This is a genomic window from Paenibacillus sp. DS2015 (assembly GCF_050433705.1).
Taxonomy (GTDB): Bacteria; Bacillota; Bacilli; order Paenibacillales; family Paenibacillaceae; genus Paenibacillus_AQ.
In genome coordinates, this window is record NZ_JBNPWS010000012.1 from 60,193 (window position 1) to 81,620 (window position 21,428).

At 40.3% G+C, this 21,428-nt stretch carries 20 protein-coding genes and 2 pseudogenes; 19 read left to right on the forward strand and 3 right to left on the reverse strand.

Features of this window, described 5'->3' with window-relative positions; translation table 11 throughout:
* Positions 1-6 precede the first annotated feature (6 nt).
* Both J2T13_RS12415 and J2T13_RS12420 read left to right on the forward strand, forming a co-directional pair.
* The gene (locus J2T13_RS12415; RefSeq protein WP_429371639.1) at positions 7-1,230 is read left to right on the forward strand and encodes a hypothetical protein; all 1,224 of its coding nucleotides are present in this window, start codon (positions 7-9) and stop codon (positions 1,228-1,230) included.
* Between the two features lie 64 nt (positions 1,231-1,294).
* Positions 1,295-1,552, forward strand: a complete 258-nt coding sequence (locus J2T13_RS12420) for a hypothetical protein (protein WP_429371641.1) — start codon at positions 1,295-1,297, stop codon at positions 1,550-1,552.
* A 213-nt stretch (positions 1,553-1,765) separates the two neighbouring features.
* Here J2T13_RS12420 and J2T13_RS12425 read toward each other — a convergent pair whose 3' ends face one another.
* Positions 1,766-2,665: a LysR family transcriptional regulator gene (locus tag J2T13_RS12425; RefSeq protein WP_429371643.1), complete on the reverse strand. Its 900-nt coding sequence runs from the start codon at positions 2,663-2,665 to the stop codon at positions 1,766-1,768.
* 196 nt (positions 2,666-2,861) lie between these two features.
* Between J2T13_RS12425 and J2T13_RS12430 the strand changes: the two are divergent.
* The 7 genes and pseudogenes from J2T13_RS12430 to J2T13_RS12460 all read left to right on the forward strand — a co-directional run.
* Positions 2,862-3,659, forward strand: a pseudogene (locus tag J2T13_RS12430) (YeiH family protein); the annotation flags it as partial.
* Positions 3,660-3,848: 189 nt separating this feature from the next.
* Positions 3,849-4,496: a hypothetical protein gene (locus J2T13_RS12435; RefSeq protein WP_429371645.1), complete on the forward strand. Its 648-nt coding sequence runs from the start codon at positions 3,849-3,851 to the stop codon at positions 4,494-4,496.
* Positions 4,497-4,506: 10 nt separating this feature from the next.
* Complete coding sequence (locus J2T13_RS12440) at positions 4,507-4,755, forward strand: hypothetical protein (RefSeq protein WP_429371647.1); 249 nt, start codon at positions 4,507-4,509, stop codon at positions 4,753-4,755.
* 14 nt (positions 4,756-4,769) lie between these two features.
* Positions 4,770-5,057: a hypothetical protein gene (locus J2T13_RS12445; RefSeq protein WP_429371649.1), complete on the forward strand. Its 288-nt coding sequence runs from the start codon at positions 4,770-4,772 to the stop codon at positions 5,055-5,057.
* A 947-nt stretch (positions 5,058-6,004) separates the two neighbouring features.
* Positions 6,005-6,244 (forward strand): hypothetical protein, encoded by a 240-nt coding sequence (locus J2T13_RS12450; RefSeq protein ID WP_429371651.1) that lies wholly within the window; start codon positions 6,005-6,007, stop codon positions 6,242-6,244.
* A 91-nt stretch (positions 6,245-6,335) separates the two neighbouring features.
* Entirely contained in the window at positions 6,336-6,530 is a 195-nt protein-coding gene (locus tag J2T13_RS12455; protein WP_429371652.1) for a hypothetical protein, read from the forward strand.
* Between the two features lie 179 nt (positions 6,531-6,709).
* Entirely contained in the window at positions 6,710-7,687 is a 978-nt protein-coding gene (locus tag J2T13_RS12460) for a ring-cleaving dioxygenase (RefSeq protein ID WP_429371654.1), read from the forward strand.
* A gap of 203 nt (positions 7,688-7,890) precedes the next feature.
* Here J2T13_RS12460 and baiCD read toward each other — a convergent pair whose 3' ends face one another.
* Entirely contained in the window at positions 7,891-9,816 is a 1,926-nt protein-coding gene (gene baiCD / locus J2T13_RS12465; protein ID WP_429371656.1) for a bile acid Fe-S flavoenzyme BaiCD, read from the reverse strand.
* A 226-nt stretch (positions 9,817-10,042) separates the two neighbouring features.
* Between baiCD and J2T13_RS12470 the strand changes: the two genes are divergently transcribed.
* From J2T13_RS12470 to J2T13_RS12495, 6 genes and pseudogenes are all read left to right on the forward strand, one after another.
* Positions 10,043-10,579 carry a PadR family transcriptional regulator gene (locus J2T13_RS12470; RefSeq protein WP_429371658.1) on the forward strand — a complete coding sequence of 179 codons (537 nt, stop codon included), beginning with the start codon at positions 10,043-10,045 and terminating at the stop codon, positions 10,577-10,579.
* A gap of 238 nt (positions 10,580-10,817) precedes the next feature.
* On the forward strand, positions 10,818-11,360 hold the full coding sequence (locus J2T13_RS12475) for a DinB family protein (RefSeq protein WP_429371785.1): 543 nt from the start codon (positions 10,818-10,820) through the stop codon (positions 11,358-11,360).
* 38 nt (positions 11,361-11,398) lie between these two features.
* A pseudogene (locus J2T13_RS12480) lies at positions 11,399-11,873 on the forward strand (EVE domain-containing protein).
* A 277-nt stretch (positions 11,874-12,150) separates the two neighbouring features.
* Positions 12,151-13,167 (forward strand): phosphotransferase, encoded by a 1,017-nt coding sequence (locus J2T13_RS12485; protein WP_429371660.1) that lies wholly within the window; start codon positions 12,151-12,153, stop codon positions 13,165-13,167.
* Positions 13,168-13,217: 50 nt separating this feature from the next.
* Entirely contained in the window at positions 13,218-13,688 is a 471-nt protein-coding gene (locus tag J2T13_RS12490) for a GNAT family N-acetyltransferase (protein WP_429371662.1), read from the forward strand.
* A gap of 400 nt (positions 13,689-14,088) precedes the next feature.
* On the forward strand, positions 14,089-14,547 hold the full coding sequence (locus J2T13_RS12495; RefSeq protein WP_429371664.1) for a hypothetical protein: 459 nt from the start codon (positions 14,089-14,091) through the stop codon (positions 14,545-14,547).
* A gap of 125 nt (positions 14,548-14,672) precedes the next feature.
* On the opposite strand, the gene J2T13_RS12500 is transcribed toward J2T13_RS12495, so the two are convergent.
* Positions 14,673-15,296: a M23 family metallopeptidase gene (locus tag J2T13_RS12500; RefSeq protein WP_429371666.1), complete on the reverse strand. Its 624-nt coding sequence runs from the start codon at positions 15,294-15,296 to the stop codon at positions 14,673-14,675.
* Positions 15,297-15,789: 493 nt separating this feature from the next.
* On the opposite strand from J2T13_RS12500, the gene J2T13_RS12505 reads away from it, so the two are divergent.
* The 4 genes from J2T13_RS12505 to J2T13_RS12520 all read left to right on the forward strand — a co-directional run bounded on the left by J2T13_RS12505 (position 15,790) and on the right by J2T13_RS12520 (position 21,386).
* Positions 15,790-17,262, forward strand: coding sequence for a stalk domain-containing protein (locus tag J2T13_RS12505; protein WP_429371667.1), 1,473 nt, complete (start codon positions 15,790-15,792; stop codon positions 17,260-17,262).
* A 251-nt stretch (positions 17,263-17,513) separates the two neighbouring features.
* On the forward strand, positions 17,514-18,581 hold the full coding sequence (locus J2T13_RS12510) for a sugar ABC transporter substrate-binding protein (protein ID WP_429371787.1): 1,068 nt from the start codon (positions 17,514-17,516) through the stop codon (positions 18,579-18,581).
* Between the two features lie 96 nt (positions 18,582-18,677).
* Positions 18,678-20,198 (forward strand): ATP-binding cassette domain-containing protein, encoded by a 1,521-nt coding sequence (locus tag J2T13_RS12515; RefSeq protein ID WP_429371669.1) that lies wholly within the window; start codon positions 18,678-18,680, stop codon positions 20,196-20,198.
* A 69-nt stretch (positions 20,199-20,267) separates the two neighbouring features.
* Positions 20,268-21,386 carry a sugar ABC transporter permease gene (locus J2T13_RS12520; RefSeq protein ID WP_429371789.1) on the forward strand — a complete coding sequence of 373 codons (1,119 nt, stop codon included), beginning with the start codon at positions 20,268-20,270 and terminating at the stop codon, positions 21,384-21,386.
* Positions 21,387-21,428: the final 42 nt, after the last annotated feature.

A 21,428-nucleotide genomic window follows, 5' to 3' on the forward strand; every position in this document is an offset into this window, starting at 1 on the left:
AGGAGCATGATGAGACGTTATTGGTTTTCTATTCTAATAAGCTTGTTCATTATTGTAGGATTGGGTACGTATTATGTATACGGCGCTACGGATCGTTTGCCGGAATATAAGCTATTAACCATTGAGGGTGACGTGAAAGAGGGGGCGAAGATTCAGCTTCAAGGCTCTTATATAGGCGGAAGAGGATCAGAAATCGTAACTGTTACTACTGAGGGCAGCGATTATCCAAGCAGGCAATCTGTTTATCGTAAAGAATTGTCAGGTGCGGCACGATCGTGGCTATACGCGCAGCCTGATATCCGTGAGGTCATCAAGGATCATCGGTCTTTTATGCGGGGTAAAGGTTCCTATACTAGCCTATACAAGGATGAGGAATGGATTATTTATGCGGAACCGGTTGGTAATAGCGGTAATATTTCCAGTTCGAAGGTAGTACTAAATATTGATATTCTTAATCTGAGTTCAGGTAAGGTTAGGCATTTTGAACCGATTATAGAAGAACAAGTCACGCATTCTTTTGTTACAGATGTACAATTAATTGATGATCAGATACATGTATTATCCTTGGTCTATCCTTTAGGGGACGGAGATAATTTTGATTATCATGATTATATTGTGGATATGAACAGTGGAACATTAATGAACAACCTAAATCTTACTAGTGGGTTTAAAGTTAAGGACAACACGCAGCTTAATTTTAGTGGTATTACGAATGATACCTTTTCTGCACCTAGTGATCATGCAATATTAGTAGTCTTAGAGGAGAAAAAGTTGGAAAAGGATAACCAAGGGAGAACATTATTTGATGAGTATCCTTACTCCTATGAATATAAGACGGGTAAACTAACGGCTCTGTCGGATATACAGAAGGGAACAGGACTCACTGGGAATGGATTTTATCGTTTAGAGGGTAGCCTTTTTTCTAGCCTGAGGGTTGAGCCGAAACTTATTACAATGTCACGTTATAATATAGAAACAGGTAAAGCAGACAATGATGTCATCTCGTTAACTGCACAGCAGATCGGTGCGGATGCCATTAAAGGAGCCATAATGAAAGCAGGCCGGATTTATATTCTATTTCACAAGAATGGTATTCCTATGGCTACTGTTGTAGATGAGACGAATGGAGACATTGTATATAAAGGTGAGGTCGTCTTTGATGGTGATGAATCGGAACGTAAGGAACATTTGGAAAACGTGCAATTGTTAAATATGCAAATTGTTGAATAGTGGGCATGATAAAGCATCTGTAAGCACTAATTTCACGTCATAACGTGCATGCGAGGTAAATGAAATGAAATCAACAAATTACTTTAACAGAACAATAGAAGCATTGCGAAGATTGGAAACGTATGGCTATCAGGTGGCGCATTATATCCTTCAAGATGAGGATCTTGCTATTGATGCAACGAAGATGACACTGTTAGCAATAGCTCAGGAGGATGACTTGTACAAAATGCCAGTCGAGGTCCAGCATGATAAGATGAGAAAAATGATAATAAGAGAATCATTACTGATCAAGAGGCAGAGTCATGCTTCAATAACGATCTAATCGTATAGTTATCTGCTGTTCTCGGTGAATTTCTGCATTTCAGTAGATGAGTAAGTTGTAACTCTTAAGATGAAGATGAATGTTGTTGGATATGTGTTCTATTTATAATATCTGATAATGATATGGACCCTGCGGCATTGTTTGCTGCAGGGTTTGTTATCGTTATGTTCCCAATGAGAACCTGATTGCGACCTTCCACTTAAAGGGGAAGGACTAATCCGTCGTCAGATAGGCATTTGCCGCAAGTAGTGATTTCATAAACACGTCCACAGCCATGGTAACGGATCTATCTCTATGTAGAATGATAGTAAACTCCCGCTCTAACTTGTTGTGCTTGATCCGTAGTTCAACAATCTCACCTCGTTCAAGCTCTTTACGGACAACCCACCGTGATAGAATCGCAATACCCAATCCAGACGCAACAGCTTCTTTGACACCCTGACTGCTATTAAAAATGTAAGAACGTTTCACGTCAAGGTTATGTTCCTTAATAAAATGATTGCTGAAGGCACGGGTTCCCGATCCGTCTTCTCTCAGAATCCAAACCTGCTGTTGCAGGTTGCTCGCTTCAATGACCCGGTTCGAAGAGAGTGGGTGGTCATTAGAAGCGATCACGATCATCCTATCCTTCATATATGGGGTGACGTCTAAGTCGGTTGCATGGGACTCTCCCTCAATGATGCCGATATCCAATGTGCCTGATCTAACGCCATGAATGATTTCCTCTGTATTACCAATGGTCACCTGCATGTCAACTTGTGGATACTGATGAGCAAATTCGGCCAATCTCTTCGGCAAAATATATTCTCCAATCGTAAAGCTGGCACCGATCTGCAGTGAACCCGTTACCTCATCCTGAAGCACATGAATAGCTTCTTTGGCTTCTTCATAGAGAAGCAACATTTGCTTAGCACGTTTATATAAAATCTCCCCAGCTTCCGTTAACCTGACCTGCTTGGATGATCGGTTTAAAAGCTTAGCACCAAATTCGTTCTCTAGATTTCGAATATGTAGACTAACCCCGGGTTGAGAGAGGTTTAGCAGTTTGGCCGCTTTGGAGAAGTGACTTTGTTCTGTGACCGTAACAAAAACACGAAGTGCATCTACAATCATAATAATCCCTCATGACGAAGTGTATTTTATAACTAATATTGTCATTTTACCTTCAAATAAGAGTATGAACAAGTTTAATCATAAGTATTTATAATGATTGAGATAGCAAATTGGTATTTCTCATCCCGTTCTTCCTACTTTATAGTGAATGCTATAGACATGGATAAGGACATCAGGATAGGGAGTAAGTATAACGATGAAGGCAAATGTATTGGAGTTCAAACATCATAGAGGGTTGGTATTCACACAAGGGGTAGGCATGACATTATTATTGGCCATGGCTGCTAAATACTTGGCGATGTTGCCATTTCTGAATATTATGGGACAGCTTGTGATCGCTATTGTGCTTGGTATCGCTTATAGAGGATTTATGGGCGTGCCAGAGTTTACGACTGTTGGAATCTCATTCTCGAGTAAGAAACTTCTGAGATATGGCATTATTCTGCTGGGTATGAGACTTAATTTAATAGATATTGTACATGCAGGACCTAAAGTATTGGCTATTGCCGTAATTAATATCATTGTTGCGATTGTTGTCGTCTACGGAATATCCAAGTGGCTAAAGGTGAATACAAAGCTAGGGCTCTTAACGGCAAGTGGTACTGCTATTTGCGGAGCGGCTGCTGTAGTTGCTATTTCGCCACAATTAAAGGCTAACGATGATGAAACGGCGATTGCCGCTGCTAATGTTGCCATCCTCGGTACGATATTCACCTTGATCTATACGGTAGGCTATTCATTGTTACATTTAAGTCCAACAGGTTACGGTATTTTTGCGGGAGCTACGCTTCACGAGATTGCTCACGTCATTGCGGCGGCTGCACCAAGAGGGCAAGAGGTTGTTGATCTGGCTGTTATTGTTAAGCTAACACGTGTGGCTATGTTGGTTCCAGTAGCTATAGTGATCGGTATTTGGACAAGTCGTCAACAAAAGCATAAGGAGAACGGTAATGAAAACAAAGGGAGTTGGAGAGAGATCCCTATTCCCTATTATAGAACTTAATTAAAGTGGGATAAGAAATACAGAAATTATTTATTAAAAATTTTCATTTAGTTTAAAACAAACTAAATAAGATATATATCAAAAAAAGTTTAATATTATAAATTTTAAAAGTTTGTGTTAATTTGGTAAAGTTGCCAGCATACAAAATTTCAATTGATATAATAAATAGGAGGTATTAAAGTGAAAAATAGTAAAAAGGTTATAGTTAGTCTTTCCACAGTTTGCCTTGCAGTCTTCATACTAAGTTCCACTGTTTTTGCACAAATGGAATCATATAGATGGAAGAGTACTTTTACCTCTACAGGGGCACTTAAACTAGGTATCAGCACTCAATATGCAGCTGGTGGTTCATATACTGCTACAGATATAACAAATGGCATTAGTCACTGGAAAAATGCAACTACAAATCTAAATTTATCCACAACTTCTTTTTCAAACTCTAATGTGGATATTATGGCAGTAAGTGAAGAGCAATGGTTTAACAATGGATGGGGAGATGATACCTACGCTTTTTCCCAACTGTATGATGGATCTTTTCAATGTAATTCCGGTATTACTACCAACTACTGCAATTCAAGTAATAGCATAAGTTATGCTGCAATTTATATTAATTATGAAAAAAGTACTGGCGGTCTACTTACTTCTGCTGCGACTAAAACCGACAGAAGGAGAGGTATTGTAGCTCATGAACTTGGACATGTCTTTACGATTCATCATAATGGTTTAATAGGGGTAGATTCCATTATGAAACAAGCTACGTTTAATGATAATAACTGGGTCTCATCTCCTGCACTAGTAGATATCTCGGATATTAATAATAATTATTAGGGGTGTAATAATGAAAAAATTTGTTATAACGATATCATGTATCCTATTAAGCGTTGGTTTGGGATATTTTAATTCAATAAGGATTCAAGGCGAACCAATTACTGAGACTCATTTTGCAAGCTCTAAGAGTAGTTCTTCAAGTGCCGAAGAATTATCTAAACCAGAATTGATAATTAAGGGGAAAGTAATAGAGGAACTGCCTACAGTTCGTAGAGAAACGGGTCTTATTAATAGCACTAAGTGGATACATCTTATTTAGTCTCTCCTGTTAAAGTGAAAATTGAAGAAGTTATCTCAGGTGAAATGACAACTAAGGAAATCACTTACTTACAAAGAACCGAAGTAGATGATAAAATTAAGATAGATGACAAGGTTGTTCTAATGTTGCATAGTACAACTGATGGATACTTCTGGTCTTACAACTTTGATGATGGTATATGGCTAGAAGATAATAATGGAAATATTGAATCTAAATCAGAAGCTGAAGTGTTCCAAAAATTAAAAACAATGGATACTGAGGAATTTATCGTAAATATTAAAGAAGAATTAACGAAAGAATAATATTCTTACAATAAGTATGTCTAGGTAATTAGATATACTTATTGTACTTAAAGTAGGTGAAATCTTGAAATGTAAAATTTTACTCATCAGCATATTTACTCTTGGCTTATTAATTATTTTGGGGAGTTTTAGATGGGAACAACGTGAATCAGATAATATTTTTAGTTATAAATATGACAGATGGGCGAAACAATTATGGGTTGAATTCACACCCGAAATAGGGACAAACGATATTATAGATATACCACTACTCTACGTTAATAGACTTAGTACAAATGAAGTGGAATCTTATTTAACAAAATTGGGAGTAACAGGTCAAGGTGTGAATATATGGGTATATCGAGTAAGGTTGTCGGATGTTTATATAGGCTTGTTAATCGCAAACTTAACCATAATTTTATTTATTTGCATGAATATTATTAGACGGAGAATTTTTTTTACATCGAAACCTAACTAGTTAGGTTTTTTTATTATGATGTACGAGTTGCCTCATAAGGATTTGTTCTTTTGACTAACAAGAATTATTCGGAGTTCATAAGAAAACCCTCATGAATAATAAAAATCTTTTTCTAAGTTTGTTACATATGATATAAGAATGGAGGAGCGAAGCGAGTTGGAGTAATCAGTATAAAATTGATTAATTCGAACGCATTTTATTTTCCAAATATAGTCATGTCTTCCTTGTAACAGTCCTAGATAGTTCATATAGAAGCTCAATATGTGAAGAAGTAGTCGTTGTAATTTAGTCTTCCATATCATCTGTAAATTCTTTTGCAAGTGATAATTAATATAGATAAAACAAAACAAAATATGATATATCATGATAAAAGTAAAAGTATCGTTTGATTAAAACAAATAAATACCACTTGCATAAGGAACATGCGTTCGGTGTATAATACAATATACAGCCAAACAAACGTTCCTATTTATTTGAGGTGATAACCGTGATGAAAAAGCAGAAGACAATAATGTTGATCGATATGCAATTCTTTTATGCGAGTGTGGAGAAGGCAAAAACACCTAAATATATAAATCAACCTTTGCTTGTTGCTGGAGATCCAGCAAGGCGTGGTGGAGTAATTCTTGCGGCATGCCCAATAGCTAAAGCATGTGGAGTTGATTCTGGAGAAGTATTATGGAAGGCATTACTCTCTTCTGTATTGAAAAGTAATGAACAACCTGTATAAAGTTTTAATTCGACATTTGTAGAAATTATCATCTATGTAGACAGATTGGTAAGTTAATTGAAACAGTTAACACATTGGAGGGTCATATTTCGTGGCTTTTTTAAAGGGATACCGACGTATAACGATGTTGGATGATGAAGCAATCAATCAATTTCTGAAGTTTCGGAGATTCGATAATTTGTACGGGTTCTCAAGGTTATTATGGTCTTTGGATAATACTGATCGTAAAAAGCGAACTGCCATGCGTAGGCTTGGTAGTTCGTTTTTTTTCTGTTCACTTAATTAAAATAATGCAAGAATGATTCGGTTTTGTTATGAACATAATGTTACTAGTGACATTTATCATTATTCATGCTATAATATCTTTATATTAAGATTAATTAATTAAAGTTAAATATCTAACTGATGATATTGTTGTCAACAAATAGATCAACACAGATTATGAACTCAATGGAGGAACTGAAAATGAATGAATTAAAAGGAATACACCACGTAACCGCTATTACCAGCAGTGCAGAGAAGAACTATGAATTTTTTACTTATGTGTTAGGAATGAGACTAGTAAAAAAGACGGTAAATCAAGATGACATTCAAACGTACCACTTATTCTTTGCTGATGACGAAGGTAGTGCAGGTACGGATATGACTTTCTTTGACTTCCCGGGTATACCCAAAGGTGTACATGGCACAAATGAGATATCAAAAACCTCTTTCCGTGTCCCAAGCGATGAAGCGTTAGATTATTGGCTGAAACGTTTTGATCGATTAGATGTGAAGCATACTGGAATTAAGGAACAATTTAGTAAAAAGACGCTTTCTTTCGTTGATTTTGATGACCAACAATATCAATTGATTTCAGATAAGAATAATGAAGGCGTTGCTGCAGGTACGCCATGGCAAAAGGGACCGGTCCCTTTGGATTATGCAATTACGGGTCTAGGACCGATCCATATTCGCGTCGCTAATTTTGATGATTTCAAAGAAGTACTGGAGAAGGTGCTATTGTTTAAAGAAATATATAAGTCAGAAGCGTTCCATTTGTTTGAAATGGGCGAAGGAGGAAATGGTGCGCAGGTCGTCGTAGAGCATAATGTGGTTCTTCCTCAAGCTAGACAAGGGTTTGGAACAGTTCATCATACAGCATTCCGTGTTGAAGATCGATCTGTTCTAGATGAATGGACTATACGGATGCAAGAATTTGGATTCCAGACTTCTGGCTATGTTAATCGTCACTTTTTCGAGTCGTTATACGCGAGAGTTGCACCACAAATTCTGTTTGAGTTCGCAACGGATGGCCCAGGATTCATGGGAGATGAATCTTATGAAACACTCGGGGAAAAGTTATCTTTGCCTCCATTCTTAGAACCTAAACGGGAGCAAATTGAGCAATTAGTTCGTCCGATTAATACGGTAAGAAGTACAATAGAATTCGAAAAAGAATAATGCATAAATAAGTGCGTATTAATAAAGTGGGATATAAGGGGGGAGAAATCCCTCCTTTTTCATGCGTCACTAGACTTTCTATGACTATGGTGATGGGGATGCTATATAGACATAATGAATATAGACATCGAAAAGGACTCTTATAATCAAGAGTCCAGTAAATACGAATAGGGTAAAATGTGCATCATCTATTATTTTATCGATTAGATCTTTCTAGCAACTTCAGCGCCTTCCCAAATCGCATTTAGCGCTCTGCGGGCTTGGACGGCGTCTCCGATGACATGACATGGGATGTTGTTTTCTGAAAGGAATAAAGTGAGCTCTTCTTTATAGACGGCACGTGATCCGACGGCCATAACGACGTAATCAGCAGGGAGATGATGACGCTCTCCATCTTTTTCTACAATTACAATGTCATGTTCGATCGCTATACACTTGCTGTTCGTCATTAATTCTACGCCATGACCATAAAGACTCTCCATCACGCAAATTTTACGTAGTAAACCTAGATCATTAGCTACGTCGGCTTGCATTTCTACTACCGTAACTTGATTTCCTTGTTCTACTAGCAGTTCTGCTACCTCGAGACCCACCAGCCCTCCTCCGATGATAACGATACGTCCTTCGGGTTGCACTTTACCCCATAACACATCGTGTGAATTCACAACATGTTTACTGTGTACACCATCAACGGGTGGGATAATGGGTGAGGAACCGATGGCCAGAATCACTTCGTCTGGAGCAATCTCACGGATTAACGCAGGCGTAACTTCTGTGTTCATTCGGATGTCCACGCCTTCACGCTTAGCAGTCTCTCCCATATTAAGAGCGGCCGCAGCCATTTCTTCTTTCCGTGGTGCAGCGCCAGCTATATACAGTTGCCCACCGAGTATATCGTTCTTCTCGCATAGAATTGGAAAATGACCGCGTCGTTTTAGAGTGACTGCTGCTTCTAGACCCCCAGGGCCTCCACCTGCGATCAGAATTTTCTTTGGAACCCTTGTCTGGTGTAATTCATATTCTTTCTCACGTCCAGTAGCAGGGTTGAATACACAACTGATATGGGGAATATTGGGATTTACGAATGCATCGAAGCAGCCCTGATCACAGCCTACACATTTGACTATGGTATGCTCGCGTCCGGAGTTTGCTTTGTTACAGAATTCTGGATCGGCAAGTTGAGCCCGCCCAATGGCGATAAAATCAGCAAATCCTTCCGCAATGACGCGATCCGCTATTGCAGGATCATTAATACGACCTACGGCGATGACAGGAATGGTCACAACTGATTTAATTTGTGATGCGTTATCGACATTGAACCCTACAGGTAAATCGATGGGAGGAACTTCGTATTTAATGGCTGCACCTGAAGGAACACCACGGGATACATTGATTGCATCGATTCCAGCTTGTTCGGACAATATCGAGAATGCTTTCATATCCTCCAAAGTTAGGCCTCCAGGAAGATCTTCAATGGCGGAAATTCTCATTAAGATTGGGTATCCATCTCCTACAGCGCTACGAATTGCACGAATACACTCGAGCGCAAAACGAGTACGGTTCTCCCAAGACCCGCCATACTCATCTTGACGAAAGTTCATGGCAGGGCTCAAAAATTGTTGAGGTAAATATCCATGACCCGCATGAAACTCCACACTGTCAAATCCAGCTACTTGAGCGCGTCGGGCTGCATCTGCATAAGCTTGTACCATTTCACTGACTTCATGGGTCTCCAGTGCTCTAGGTGCAAAAGGAACTCCATCGAAAGCAATAGGAGAAGAGGAGACTTGATTCGGATTATTGGCTACTTTACCACCGTGCCACAACTGAAGACAGCTTTTGCCGCCTGCATCTCGGATTGCCTGTGCTAGATTTGTCATACCCGGTATAAATGTATCATCATAAATACCTGGTGAATCGTCGGTTGCAGCAGTAGGGTGCACTGTAGACACCTCTACCGTATTTAAGCCGCATCCACCTTTCGCCCGTGCAACATGGTAATCGATTAGCTGTTGGCCGACAAAGCCACCAGGTTCGTTCATTTTCGTACCCATAGCTGGCAGAATTACCCGATTTTTGAGTTCCATGTTTCCGATTGTGCCTTTGCTGAATAAATGTGTGAATGCCATTATACAACATCCTCTCTATGATTAGGTTATAACTAACTAGGTTATTTTAACCTATATTAAAAGAATACCACAAATAATAATGTGAATTCAATCACAATATGATGACTTATGTTTATGTTTGTTTGGATTTTAATTGCATAAGTTATTTGGCACGTTGCATCAGTTAGAGTAAAATGAAGGAATATATATATACTGGAGTTGTGATCCGGTAGTTCGGAGGAATACTATGGATATTGAGGTCCTAATTCTAGCTCAATTAATGAAAGGTCCTAAGCACGGTTATGAAATCAAGAAGAATATCATTTATGTAATGAGTAACAAAAAAATGATTAACAACAATTCGTTGTATCCTAAATTGAAACAATTTGAAGAACGAAATTTGGTTAGCAGTAAAGTGGAACTTCAGGAACTGCGGCCAAATCGGTGCGTGTATTCGATCACGGATGTGGGGAAAGAGACGTTTTATAAAAGCTTGACAGAATTTACACCAGAGATCATTAGAATTGATGATGAATGGTCTATTCGTCTGGCCTATTATGACCTTCTGAATATGGAAACCCGCCAAAGATTGTTTAGCTATAGAGAGGCCTATATGAAGGAAAGAATGAATCATTTGGAACAATTACCCGCTGTCGTTGGAGACGGTAAAGATCTGATCTATTCACAAGAATTATACTTCTATACACAAGGGATGATTGAGCGTGAAATTGAGCTTATTCAAGCGTTGTCTCGTAAGATGGAGCTTGATGACGCGAAAGGGTAACGGGTGACCTTTTGCGTTCGGCAAACTGAGGTATTGCTGCATTGCGTTCTGCAGACTAAGGTATTGCTGTATTGGGTACTCGGCTGGGGAAGTGGAGTGGTTGTGCTAAGCCGGAATTCTTCCGACATCTGGTTAGAAATGAACTGGAATAAACGTTGAAATGCTACTGACATAATGGTGTCAGTAGCATTTTTGTATACTTAGATAAAAAGATGACTAAAGGCGATGATAAATGATGATTACAACCAAGGAAGCATTACAACGATTTGAGGAAACTGCAATACATTATATACATGAACTGGATCCATTCAATCTGGAGCAGCTGAAGCAAAAACCAAGTGAGAACGACTGGTCAATCGGAGAGATGGTTCAACATCTCATTAGCTCGGCGCTGTATATGCAGCTTCGTAATCTTGAACAATGCCTGGTGCCAAGCCAAGATTCCCTGGTTACTCTAGCGGAAAAAACAGAGACTGGTGTGGCTATATTTGCTCAAGGAAGGTTCCCACCCATTCGTATTCATGTTCCGCCTTCCCCACAATATTCGCCGGAGCAGCCGGAAAGCAAAGAGCAGCTAATTCAAGGGTTACAGACTGTCATCCAGAGAATGAAAGAGATTGAACCTACCCTTGAAAAAGCGTCCAAACAAAATACTGTGTCCCATCCGTCATTCGGTAGACTGTGTGCAGAGGAATGGTTTCTGCTTGTTGAAATGCACTACCGTCATCATCTACTGCAGCTGAACCGCTTAAAACAAGGACTGGTTCAGGATGCGACGTAAATATTTATTGAAAAAGGAAGGGAATTCGAGGTGTGAAAATGAATGAAATAAGCCAACAAAGCAGCTTTTGGGTTGGTGTCGTATCCGCATCCCATGTGAAGTATGGAGTGGTGGGGGGATTCGCTAAAGCTCTGTCACGGCAAGTCAGCACCTTTACGTAAGATGCGAGCGGGCGATTGGTTGATCTACTATTCCCCGCGTACAGACATGACGAAAGGTGCACCCCTTCAAGCGTTCACCGCTATCGGGGAAGTGGCTGATGATAGAGTCTACGAATTTCAGATGTCCAGATCGTTTGTGCCTTTCCGCAGAAATATCCGTTATATTTCATGCCAGGAAGTACAGATTAGAGAGTTATTAGAACAGCTTAGCTTCACACGAGGGAACCCAAATTGGGGGTATTCCTTTCGTTACGGTCATTTTGAGATTGGTCGGGAGGACTTTTTGACAATTTCCAGTGCGATGCTGAGCAATGAGCAGATAGAATGGCATGATTGGGTTGGGAGAGCGTAATCGTTCTCCCATTTTTTTATGTCTATTATTTCCGAATCAGTCAGCAATGTTCACTATAAATCAGTGAGGGAGATTCGACACGTGTTGTTCTAAAGTCGATAAGGTTGAAGGGGCTATTCGACATTAGATCACATTTGCTGCGGAATATTCTGGCCTGTTTCTTCAGGTCTCTTTTGATAGGTTTAATCATGTTATAATTGCTGTGCGTGTAGATTGTAGGCGATTCATTGAATTAAACACGTGATGATTGAACATGTGTTATGAAAGGAATGAAGGTATGATTGCAGCAATGATGACGCGTTACTGGCCCAAGTGGAGCGGCACCCTGCAAGAGGGAGCAGGTGGGTGGAACAACACAACTTATTTTATTCGAAATGAAGTTCGAAGCTGCGTGCTACGAATTTACAATACACATAGGGACCGAGAAAAAATAGAATTTGAGCATGCCGTACTAGAATCGCTTCAGCAGGTACAGCTGAGTTTTAAGGTTCCTACACCAGTCACAACATTGGCGGGGGAGACGATTGTAGTAATTGAGGATGGCAGTGGAAGGTATGCCTGTCTATTCGAATATATCGAAGGCGTGTCTCCGAACAATGGAAATTCCATCTTAGCCAATTCGTTCGGCGAAGCTACAGGGGAACTCTCCATTGCACTTGCTAAGATCATTCCTGAGGTACCTCCTGCTTATCGGCCGTATTATGAGTTGCACCAAGCGTATCCGAATTGTAGCCGAGAGGTTGTCTTGGATTTCTGCAATAATCCATCGACAGCATTTCATGATCTGCATCAGGATATACAATTATTGAGTACATATTACGAGAATATCTGTCATTCGCTTGCAGGTCTGGAGGAACTACCGCAGCAGCTTGTACACGGTGATCTTAACGAATCCAACCTACTTGTTCACCCGGATCATGTAGGCCAAGTGACTGCGCTGCTCGATTTTGAATTTTGCACACTTGATGTAAGGGCGATGGAGCCGGCTGTGATCATCTCAGGGCTTCTTGGTCATGAAGGAGAAATGGTAGCGGTTCGCCGATTTTGTAGGGCCTTCGGCAGTCGAGTACGTCTATCCCCAGAAGAAGTCACTGCGATTCCGTTACTTATGATACTACGCAAAGTGGATGTATTTCTTCATTTTATGAGCCGCTTTTTTAATGGAACAGATGAACCAGACGTGTTGCGTCAACAGGTGCAGTCGCTATCCGCTGACCTTAAGCAGTTGGAGTATAGCCAGACGTGGATGGAAGTGGAATTAAGGGCGCTAATGGATGAGCCCTTGTCAATGTGATCTGACCAATCGTAATTAAAGTCTATTAGATAACTGGGGGACATCATGGTATGAGAATCAGAGAAATTAAACCGCAGGATAACGCTGCTATTGAGCAAATAATCAGAGCGTCATTAATAGAATTTGGTGGAAATAGAGAAGGATTGGCTTGGGCTGATAATAGCTTACCTAGTCTATATGAATTCTATGATTATGAAGGAAGAGCTTATTGGATATTAGAAGATGATGGAGAAATCGTGGGTGGTTGTGGCATTGCTCCTTTTGCCAATTCAAATAAAGTTTGTGAATTACAGAAAATGTACTTATCACAGCAGGCTAGAGGAACCGGGAGTGCTTATAAACTTCTAAAGACAGCCTTAGAGTTTGCCAAGATTCATTATAATCAGTGCTATTTAGAAACACTGCAGGAGATGCAAGCGGCTAATCGTTTCTATAAAAAGCATAGCTTTCAATTATTGGATGCTCCGCTGGAGGGTTCAGAACATTTTGCTTGTGATGCATGGTATATTAAAGACTTGTAACCACACCTCTATAATCTGTATAACATAGCGAAGACTGTTTCATCCAAAATACAATGAAAGGTAATTTATCATGGGAATCCCAGTCTAAAGGGTCGAAAGTAACTTCATTATTATCGAGGAAAACACCGCTTCCTTGGTTGTCTATGTGGCTTATGTTTAGACTAGAGACGATTCCTACAAGGGTATAGGATGCGGCATTTGTGAAAAGCAATGTCCCATTAGAAATATTCAGAACGTTGATGGCGTATTTCGTCACGGTTTCAATTGTCAGTTTTGCATGAAGTGCGCAGCTAGTTGTCAGAAAAAGGCGATAAAAGTTTCACGCAAAGAAAGTATCAAATTTCAATATACAAAATACATAAAATAATATCTATAGGCATTTGAAGGAGGTTAATTGTAGATGGGATTTCATCTCGCAGGAATATGGGTCATTGTATTGCTTTTGCTGCCGAATGTAACTTTTGCATTTCTTCCAACACAGAATGTTCCAACCCAATTACGACCTACATCGATGATATTAACGATAATTGAACAAACAGGGCGTGTCGCGTGCACGGCTCTACCTATTGTGTTTGGTAAACAAATAGCTGAACAGGATCTAAATTTCATAGTTGTTCTAATGGGTGCAAGCCTGTTGCTTTACTATGTACGTTGGATTCGTTTTTTTATAAAAGGTAGAGAGTATGTTCAATTATTTAAGCCTTTAGGATTTATCCCTGTCCCTATGGCCGTATTTCCAGCATTATATTTTATATTTCTTGGGGTTTGGCTTGAATCGTTTATATTCCTTATCCCAGCATTGATGTTTTCCATTGGACACCTTGAAGCAAGTTGGAAAATCTATTTACAAATCAGGTGAAAAAGTTGGATATTAGAAGATGATGGAGAAATAGTTGGTGGTTGTGGATTATTCCTTCTCCGTTATTGTTCATCATTGGATCAAACAAAAAGTGACCCGCAAGAGAGTCACTTTTTTTACTGTTCCTATTTTAACGTGGACAGTTTAGTTACCAATGTTCCCTTTTGCGGCATATCATCTGCATCGGTACCTTCAAAGTACAATGGCAGACCTTCTGCCAAGATGGGATACAACGTCTGGGTAGGGTCTTGGAGCTGATGATGGATATGTAAATGCGGCTCTGAGGTTGAGCCACTATTTCCGACGCGTCCAATGATATCTCCTTCATTTACGTGATCCCCAACCTTTACGTTGACACTGTCTTTTTTTAAATGATTGAGTAAGAGATAAGTTCCCGTTGTATCGATTTGAACATATACGTGATTTCCTTCCATGGAGAGAATATCTTCACTTCCCGGTACTATATCAGACTCGTCGTCATAAGCAGCAATAACGGTTCCAGCCACAGGAGAGAGAACTTCCCGGTTCCAAATTCCGTAATCCTCTAGATTTGTACTTCCTGTATTGTAGGGTTCCATTACCAAATCATAGGCCCAGCGTTCAGAAGGCCAGATGACATGAGGGTGATTATTCTCGATGGTGTCACCTCCCCAGCCTACAACGGTTTCTTCATTGAACGGCCACTGTACAGTGATCGACGGTTGACTGTTTCGAATATGGACAGGATACGCCAGTGAGACTATATTCATGGTTAAAAGGAAATGTGAGGCTAATACAACACATAATACTAGACTCAACAGCTTCCTAAATATGCTTTTCTTTTGGATAAGACAAAGAAAAATCAAGATTAGATTAGATACAATACCTATGAAACCTAATATAGGTATCATAAATTTAAGTAAGGACCATGCATAGGCTCCCAGTAGGCCGTGTATCCATACAACACTTATCCACGATAGTAAAGTTAATAGGCACAGGGACATATTCGTAAAACCAATCTTGTTTATTACATTTTTCATATAATCTCCTAAAAGGTATAATAAGTTACTAAAATACTAATCGAAATGGATAGGAGCAGCAATCATCTTCATCATAAAAATAGACGGGAATATATATTTATAGGTGCATTTTAGTTGCTACAAGGGGTATTGATTTTATTTAAAACCATTCCTAATTCGTCTTTGCAAAGGGAAATATGGTATTATATTCCTGCAATAAGAGTGTGGGATGGGGGTATTATTCATGAAATTATTAATCAGGATAGGTAAGCTGATGATGGTTACTCTTGTTACCGGTATGTGTACATTTGTAAGTGGAGAGGGAATTTTCGCTGATTCTACGATAGAGCCGGTTAGTGTCGCTGGCGGAAATGGGCATGGAGTAGCAGCATGGAGTGACGGTACGGTCACCGGCTGGGGGTACAACAAGCACGGACAAGTTGGAGACGGAACGAGCATTGATCAATATATTCCGAAGGTGATAGCCGGACTGTCTGATATCGTTAAGGTTGCCGCTGCTCGCGATACCTCGTTTGCGCTTAGCAAGGAGGGGGAAGTGTGGGCATGGGGGGACAACTATTCTCGGTACGTATATGGAGATGTTATTCTACCATACCAGAAGCGAGAACTTCCTAAGAAAATGGAGGGGCTTAAGAAGGTAACCAGCTTGGACACGAACGGGTTTGCGGGAGTAGCCGTGCATAGTGATGGGACAGCAACGTTATGGTATCCGACTTATGATCCCGTGGAACCCATGACGTTGGGTGTTAAGTATGTGCCGCTAAAAGGGATTGCAAACGCGAGTTCGGCTGTAATTCTAGACTATACGGTATTGATTCAAGACCGTAGTGGCGTGGTTAGTTCTTTAAGCATCTATAATACCTTTTACGGAAGATATCGTTCAGAAAGTGAAATTCCGGTTGTTCAGCCAGTCACTTCTTCAATTTCCGAAATCGCTGCTTCCGGCAGAGACGCTTTTCTGCTCCGGAAGAAGGGTACCATTGTGCGCTGGAATGAAGAAAGTAAGAAAGTGGCAGCGGTTAGTGGGTTGGCTGGAATTTCTAATCTTCAGACAGGCTATAAACGTTTGTATGCTCTTAAAAGTAATGGCACGATCTGGCAATGGAACTACAATACCGGACAGGTGGTCAAGCCGTTTCAAGTTAAAGATCTTACAGGCATAACCGATTTGTGGGGAAGCACAGGGCAGGTCGCTTTTGCGCTACGCAAGGATGGTAGGCTCATGGCTTGGGGAGATGGATATTATGCTGGAATGGCTTCAGGTAGCGGCACTCTAACGACCGATAAGACTCTGAAAACGGTTTATGTCCAGCCGTCGCTTTCCTGGACCATTAACAATCAGAGTGTCAGCTATTTCGGTACTTCAAGTATCGTTGACGGGAAGCTGTATGTTCCTTTTACAAGTGTGTTTAAAGCGCTTGCTATCCAAGTGACGCGTGGAGAGATTGAATCAGATACCCAACACAAAGGCCGCACCTTTTCTGTCTGGACATTCGCTTACGGAGGCACAACTCTTGTGATTAATGCTAGCAATCCCACGGAGTTGTTCGTGAATGGCAAGAGATCAGACCAGATAGTAAATATTCCAAGCATGTCCAATACAACAATGTTCCCGCTTGAAATGATCTGCGAAACTTTGGGGATCGAATTGCAGTGGAACAAGACAACCGGCGAAGTTGTGTTCGGAGGGGCATAAGCAGGGGCTTTTGGAGATGAATACATAATAAGAGCAGGCCTGCGGGCCTGCTCTTATTATGTATTCAACTATTTTACCGCTTACCTAAAAAAATGATGTTCGTTGTACATATGAGTATATTCAAGTTTTAAGTGAGAATTTTCTATTCTAAGATGGTAAAGCAAATGATACTATCATGTATGAATTAACAGATATCACCAATTAAAGGGAGGTTTTAAGAAGTGAAAAAGGTACTGAAGGCAATCCCGCTCATGCTCATTGTTATGATGCTCGCTGTAGTAGTTTCAGCATGCGGTAAAAGTAGTAAGGTTGAAGTGGGGATCGTATTACCTACTAAAGATGAGCCTAGATGGGTTCAAGATGAACAAAGATTTAAAGATGCTCTGAAGGATACGAAATACTCTGCTGAGATATTGTTTAGCCAAGGCTCTTCTGCTAAAGAGAAGGAAAACGTAGATGCCTTGATCGCTAAAGGCATCAAAGTTCTGATCATTTGTCCTCAAGACGGTGATGCAGCCGCAGGTGCTGTAAAAGCAGCTAAAGATGCAGGCATTACAGTCATTTCCTATGACCGTTTGATCACGAATACAGATGCTGTCAACTACTACGTAACGTTTGACAACGTCGCTGTAGGTAAAGCACAAGCCCAATACTTAGTTGATCATACTAAAGGTAATGGTCAGCCATTGTACTTATACGCTGGCGCAGCTTCTGATAACAACGCTTTCTTGTTCTTCGAAGGCGCTTGGTCTGTGCTTCAACCGAAAATTGCAGATGGTACTTTCAAAGTCGCCAACTCCACGGAAGCTATAATGTTGCAGGACACAGCTGAATTATCTCGTGAACAACAAAGTAAAATCATTAGCCAGGTTACTACAAACTGGGAACCGAGTGATGCTAAAAACAAGGCTCAAACGCATTTGACAGCTGCTACAGCTGACCAAAAAGGCGATGTTGCCATTCTGGCTCCGAATGACGGCACGGCTCGTTCGATCGCTGATGTATTCGGTTCGGACACGGCAATCACTAGTTTCGTAGTGTCAGGGCAAGATGCTGAGAAAGCATCGATTCAATCCATCATTGATGGCCAACAATCAATGACTGTCTTCAAAGATGTTCGTGATCTCGTTACAAGCTCAATCGGAATGGCAGTATCCATTCTGGATGACAAAACGCCTGAGACTGATGGCGCTACCGACAACGGTAAAGTTGAAGTACCAACTAAACAAAACGACGTTATCGTAGTTGATAAGGAGAACGTTAAAGCCCTACTCATTGATTCCAAGTATTACGAAGAAAAAGATTTCACGGGTCTATAATCGCACATAAACATAGTTTGGACGGAATGGTGATAGATAACTCTATCACTTTTCCGCTATTCTACGACTTGTTTTGTTAAGGAGCGTAATCTAATTATGAATCCATACATTTTAGAAATGAATAATATTTCCAAAGAATTCACAGGCGTAAAAGCGCTATCCAATGTTAATTTCAAGGTGAATAAAGGCGAAATCCATTGCTTGATCGGCGAGAACGGTGCTGGTAAATCAACATTAATGAAAGTTCTTAGCGGCGTCTATCCTCATGGAACTTACTCGGGTGATATCGTATACGAAGGCAATGTTCAAAACTTCTCTAAAATTAGTGATAGCGTAAAAACAGGTATTGCTATTATTTATCAAGAACTTGCATTGTTTCCTGATCTCTCCGTATATGAGAATATATTCGTGGGGAATGAAGTGAAAAAAGGTTCATTGGTAGATTGGAATCAAACGATTGTTAGAGCCAAAGAAATGCTTAACAAAGTGAAGCTTAATGTGAATCCAGAGGTTCTAATCAAAGATTTAGGCGTAGGTAAACAGCAGCTTATAGAAATCGCTAAAGCTTTAAGTAAAGATGTTAAGCTACTTATTCTAGATGAACCCACGGCTGCGCTCAATGAAAACGATAGCGAAAACTTACTTCAACTATTAAGGGAATTGAAAGACCAAGGGATAACTTGCATCATGATTTCTCATAAGCTGAAAGAAGTGATAGCGATAGCGGATCAAGTAACCGTTCTTCGCGATGGCCGGACGATTTGTACGTTAGACGCTTCTAAAAATGAAATTTCCGAGAGCGTGATCATTAAGAACATGGTCGGACGGGAAATTGATGATATTTATCCAAAAAGAGAACATAAACAAATCGGCGGGAATGTGCTTGAAATCCAAAACTGGACGGCATATGATCCCCAGCTAGGCCGAGAAGTCGTAAAAGACGTTAGTCTTCATGTGAAAAAAGGGGAAATCGTCGGTATTGCAGGGTTGATGGGTTCTGGTCGAACGGAATTGGCACAGAGTATATTCGGTAATCCGAAATCCTACAAATTACGTGGCGAATTATTGATGGACGGAGTCAAAAAGTCATTTAAGAGTCCCAAAGACGCGATTAATGCAGGAATTGCCTATGTGACGGAAGATCGCAAAGGGGATGGCTTATTCTTGATTCAGGATATTAAGCAAAATATTTCCGTAGCTAATCTTCATGAGATTGCGTCGAAGGGGATCATTGACAACAATGAAGAAGTGAAAATCTCCAACGCGTATCATAAGTCTTTAAACATTAAAGCGCCTTCGGTTGAGCAACTGGTCGGTAATCTAAGTGGTGGGAACCAGCAGAAAGTGTCCTTGGGCAAGTGGTTATTCGTTAATCCAACTTTACTTATTCTAGATGAACCTACACGGGGTATTGATGTAGGAGCTAAATTTGAAATTTATACGATTATGAACAAGCTGATCAACGAGGGTATGAGCATCATCATGATTTCATCCGAGCTAAGTGAAGTATTAGGTATGAGCGATCGTGTCTATGTCATGGCTGAGGGCAAAATAAAAGGTGAATTATCCGTTGATGATGCAGATCAAGAAAAAATAATGAAGCTTGCAACGCAATAGGAGGAAAAACCGGTGAAATTACTTAAGGAAGCTAAATCATTGATTGGGGTCAATATTCGGGATTATGGGATGTATATTGCTTTGTTCGTCATTATGTTGACCTTTTCGATCATGACGGATGGGCTGTTTATGTCATCCCGGAATATTAGTAACTTGTTAAATGCTACGGGTTACATTGCTGTTTTAGCTGTGGGGATGACACTCGTCATTGTCATTCGGCATATTGACTTATCCGTAGGATTTGCGGCAGGATTTATGGGTGCCATTGCAGCGATCCTCCTTACTCAGATGGGAATACCCTTCTATCTTACGATTCCGATTATATTAGTGTTGGGAATCGCGATCGGATTATTCAATGGATTCTTGGTTGCTCAAATGGGAATACCCTCGTTTGTTGCGTCTTTAGCGGCTATGTTGATTTTCAGAGGGGCTCTACTACAGGTAACTGAGAAAACAGGAACAATCAGTATTAAAGACGAACATTTTAACGCAATCGGTAATGGATTTATACCCGCAATCGCCAAAATAGGTGGGTTGAATTTACTTTCGCTTATCATTGGTGTATTGATTATTGGTCTCTTTATCTACTTTGAGTTTTCTAAGCGTAATAACAAACTCAAATACAATTTTGAAGTGATATCGAAGAGTATGTTTGCAGTGAAAATCGTGTTCATATCTGCGATTATTGCCTATATCACTTGGATTCTAGCGGGCTACAATGGATTTTCTTGGACAATAATTATTGTCCTGATCGTCGTCGTGGTCTATCACTTTCTGACGTCTTCAACGGTCATTGGTCGACATATCTATGCAGTCGGAAGTAATCCAGAGGCTGCGCATTTAAGCGGGATTAGCGTCAAGAAGATTACGTACATTGTTTTTTGTTCTATGGGATTGCTGTCGGCTCTATCAGGTTTGCTTTTCACTGCTCGTTTGCAATCAGCTACAACGACGGCAGGTACTTTATTTGAACTCGATGCGATTGCAGCTGCTTACGTAGGTGGTGTATCTGCTGCCGGTGGAGTAGGTAAAGTGACGGGTTCTATTATCGGGGCGATCGTTATGGCCTCACTTTCCAGCGGTATGAATTTACTCGGAGTCGGGATTTCCTATCAGTATATGATCCGCGGTGGTGTGTTAGCTGGGGCGGTTATATTCGATGTTATGACTCGTAAACAAAGAGCATAGTTGTAGGATTTGGTGAGTTGTACATAATACGCCAGAGCGCAT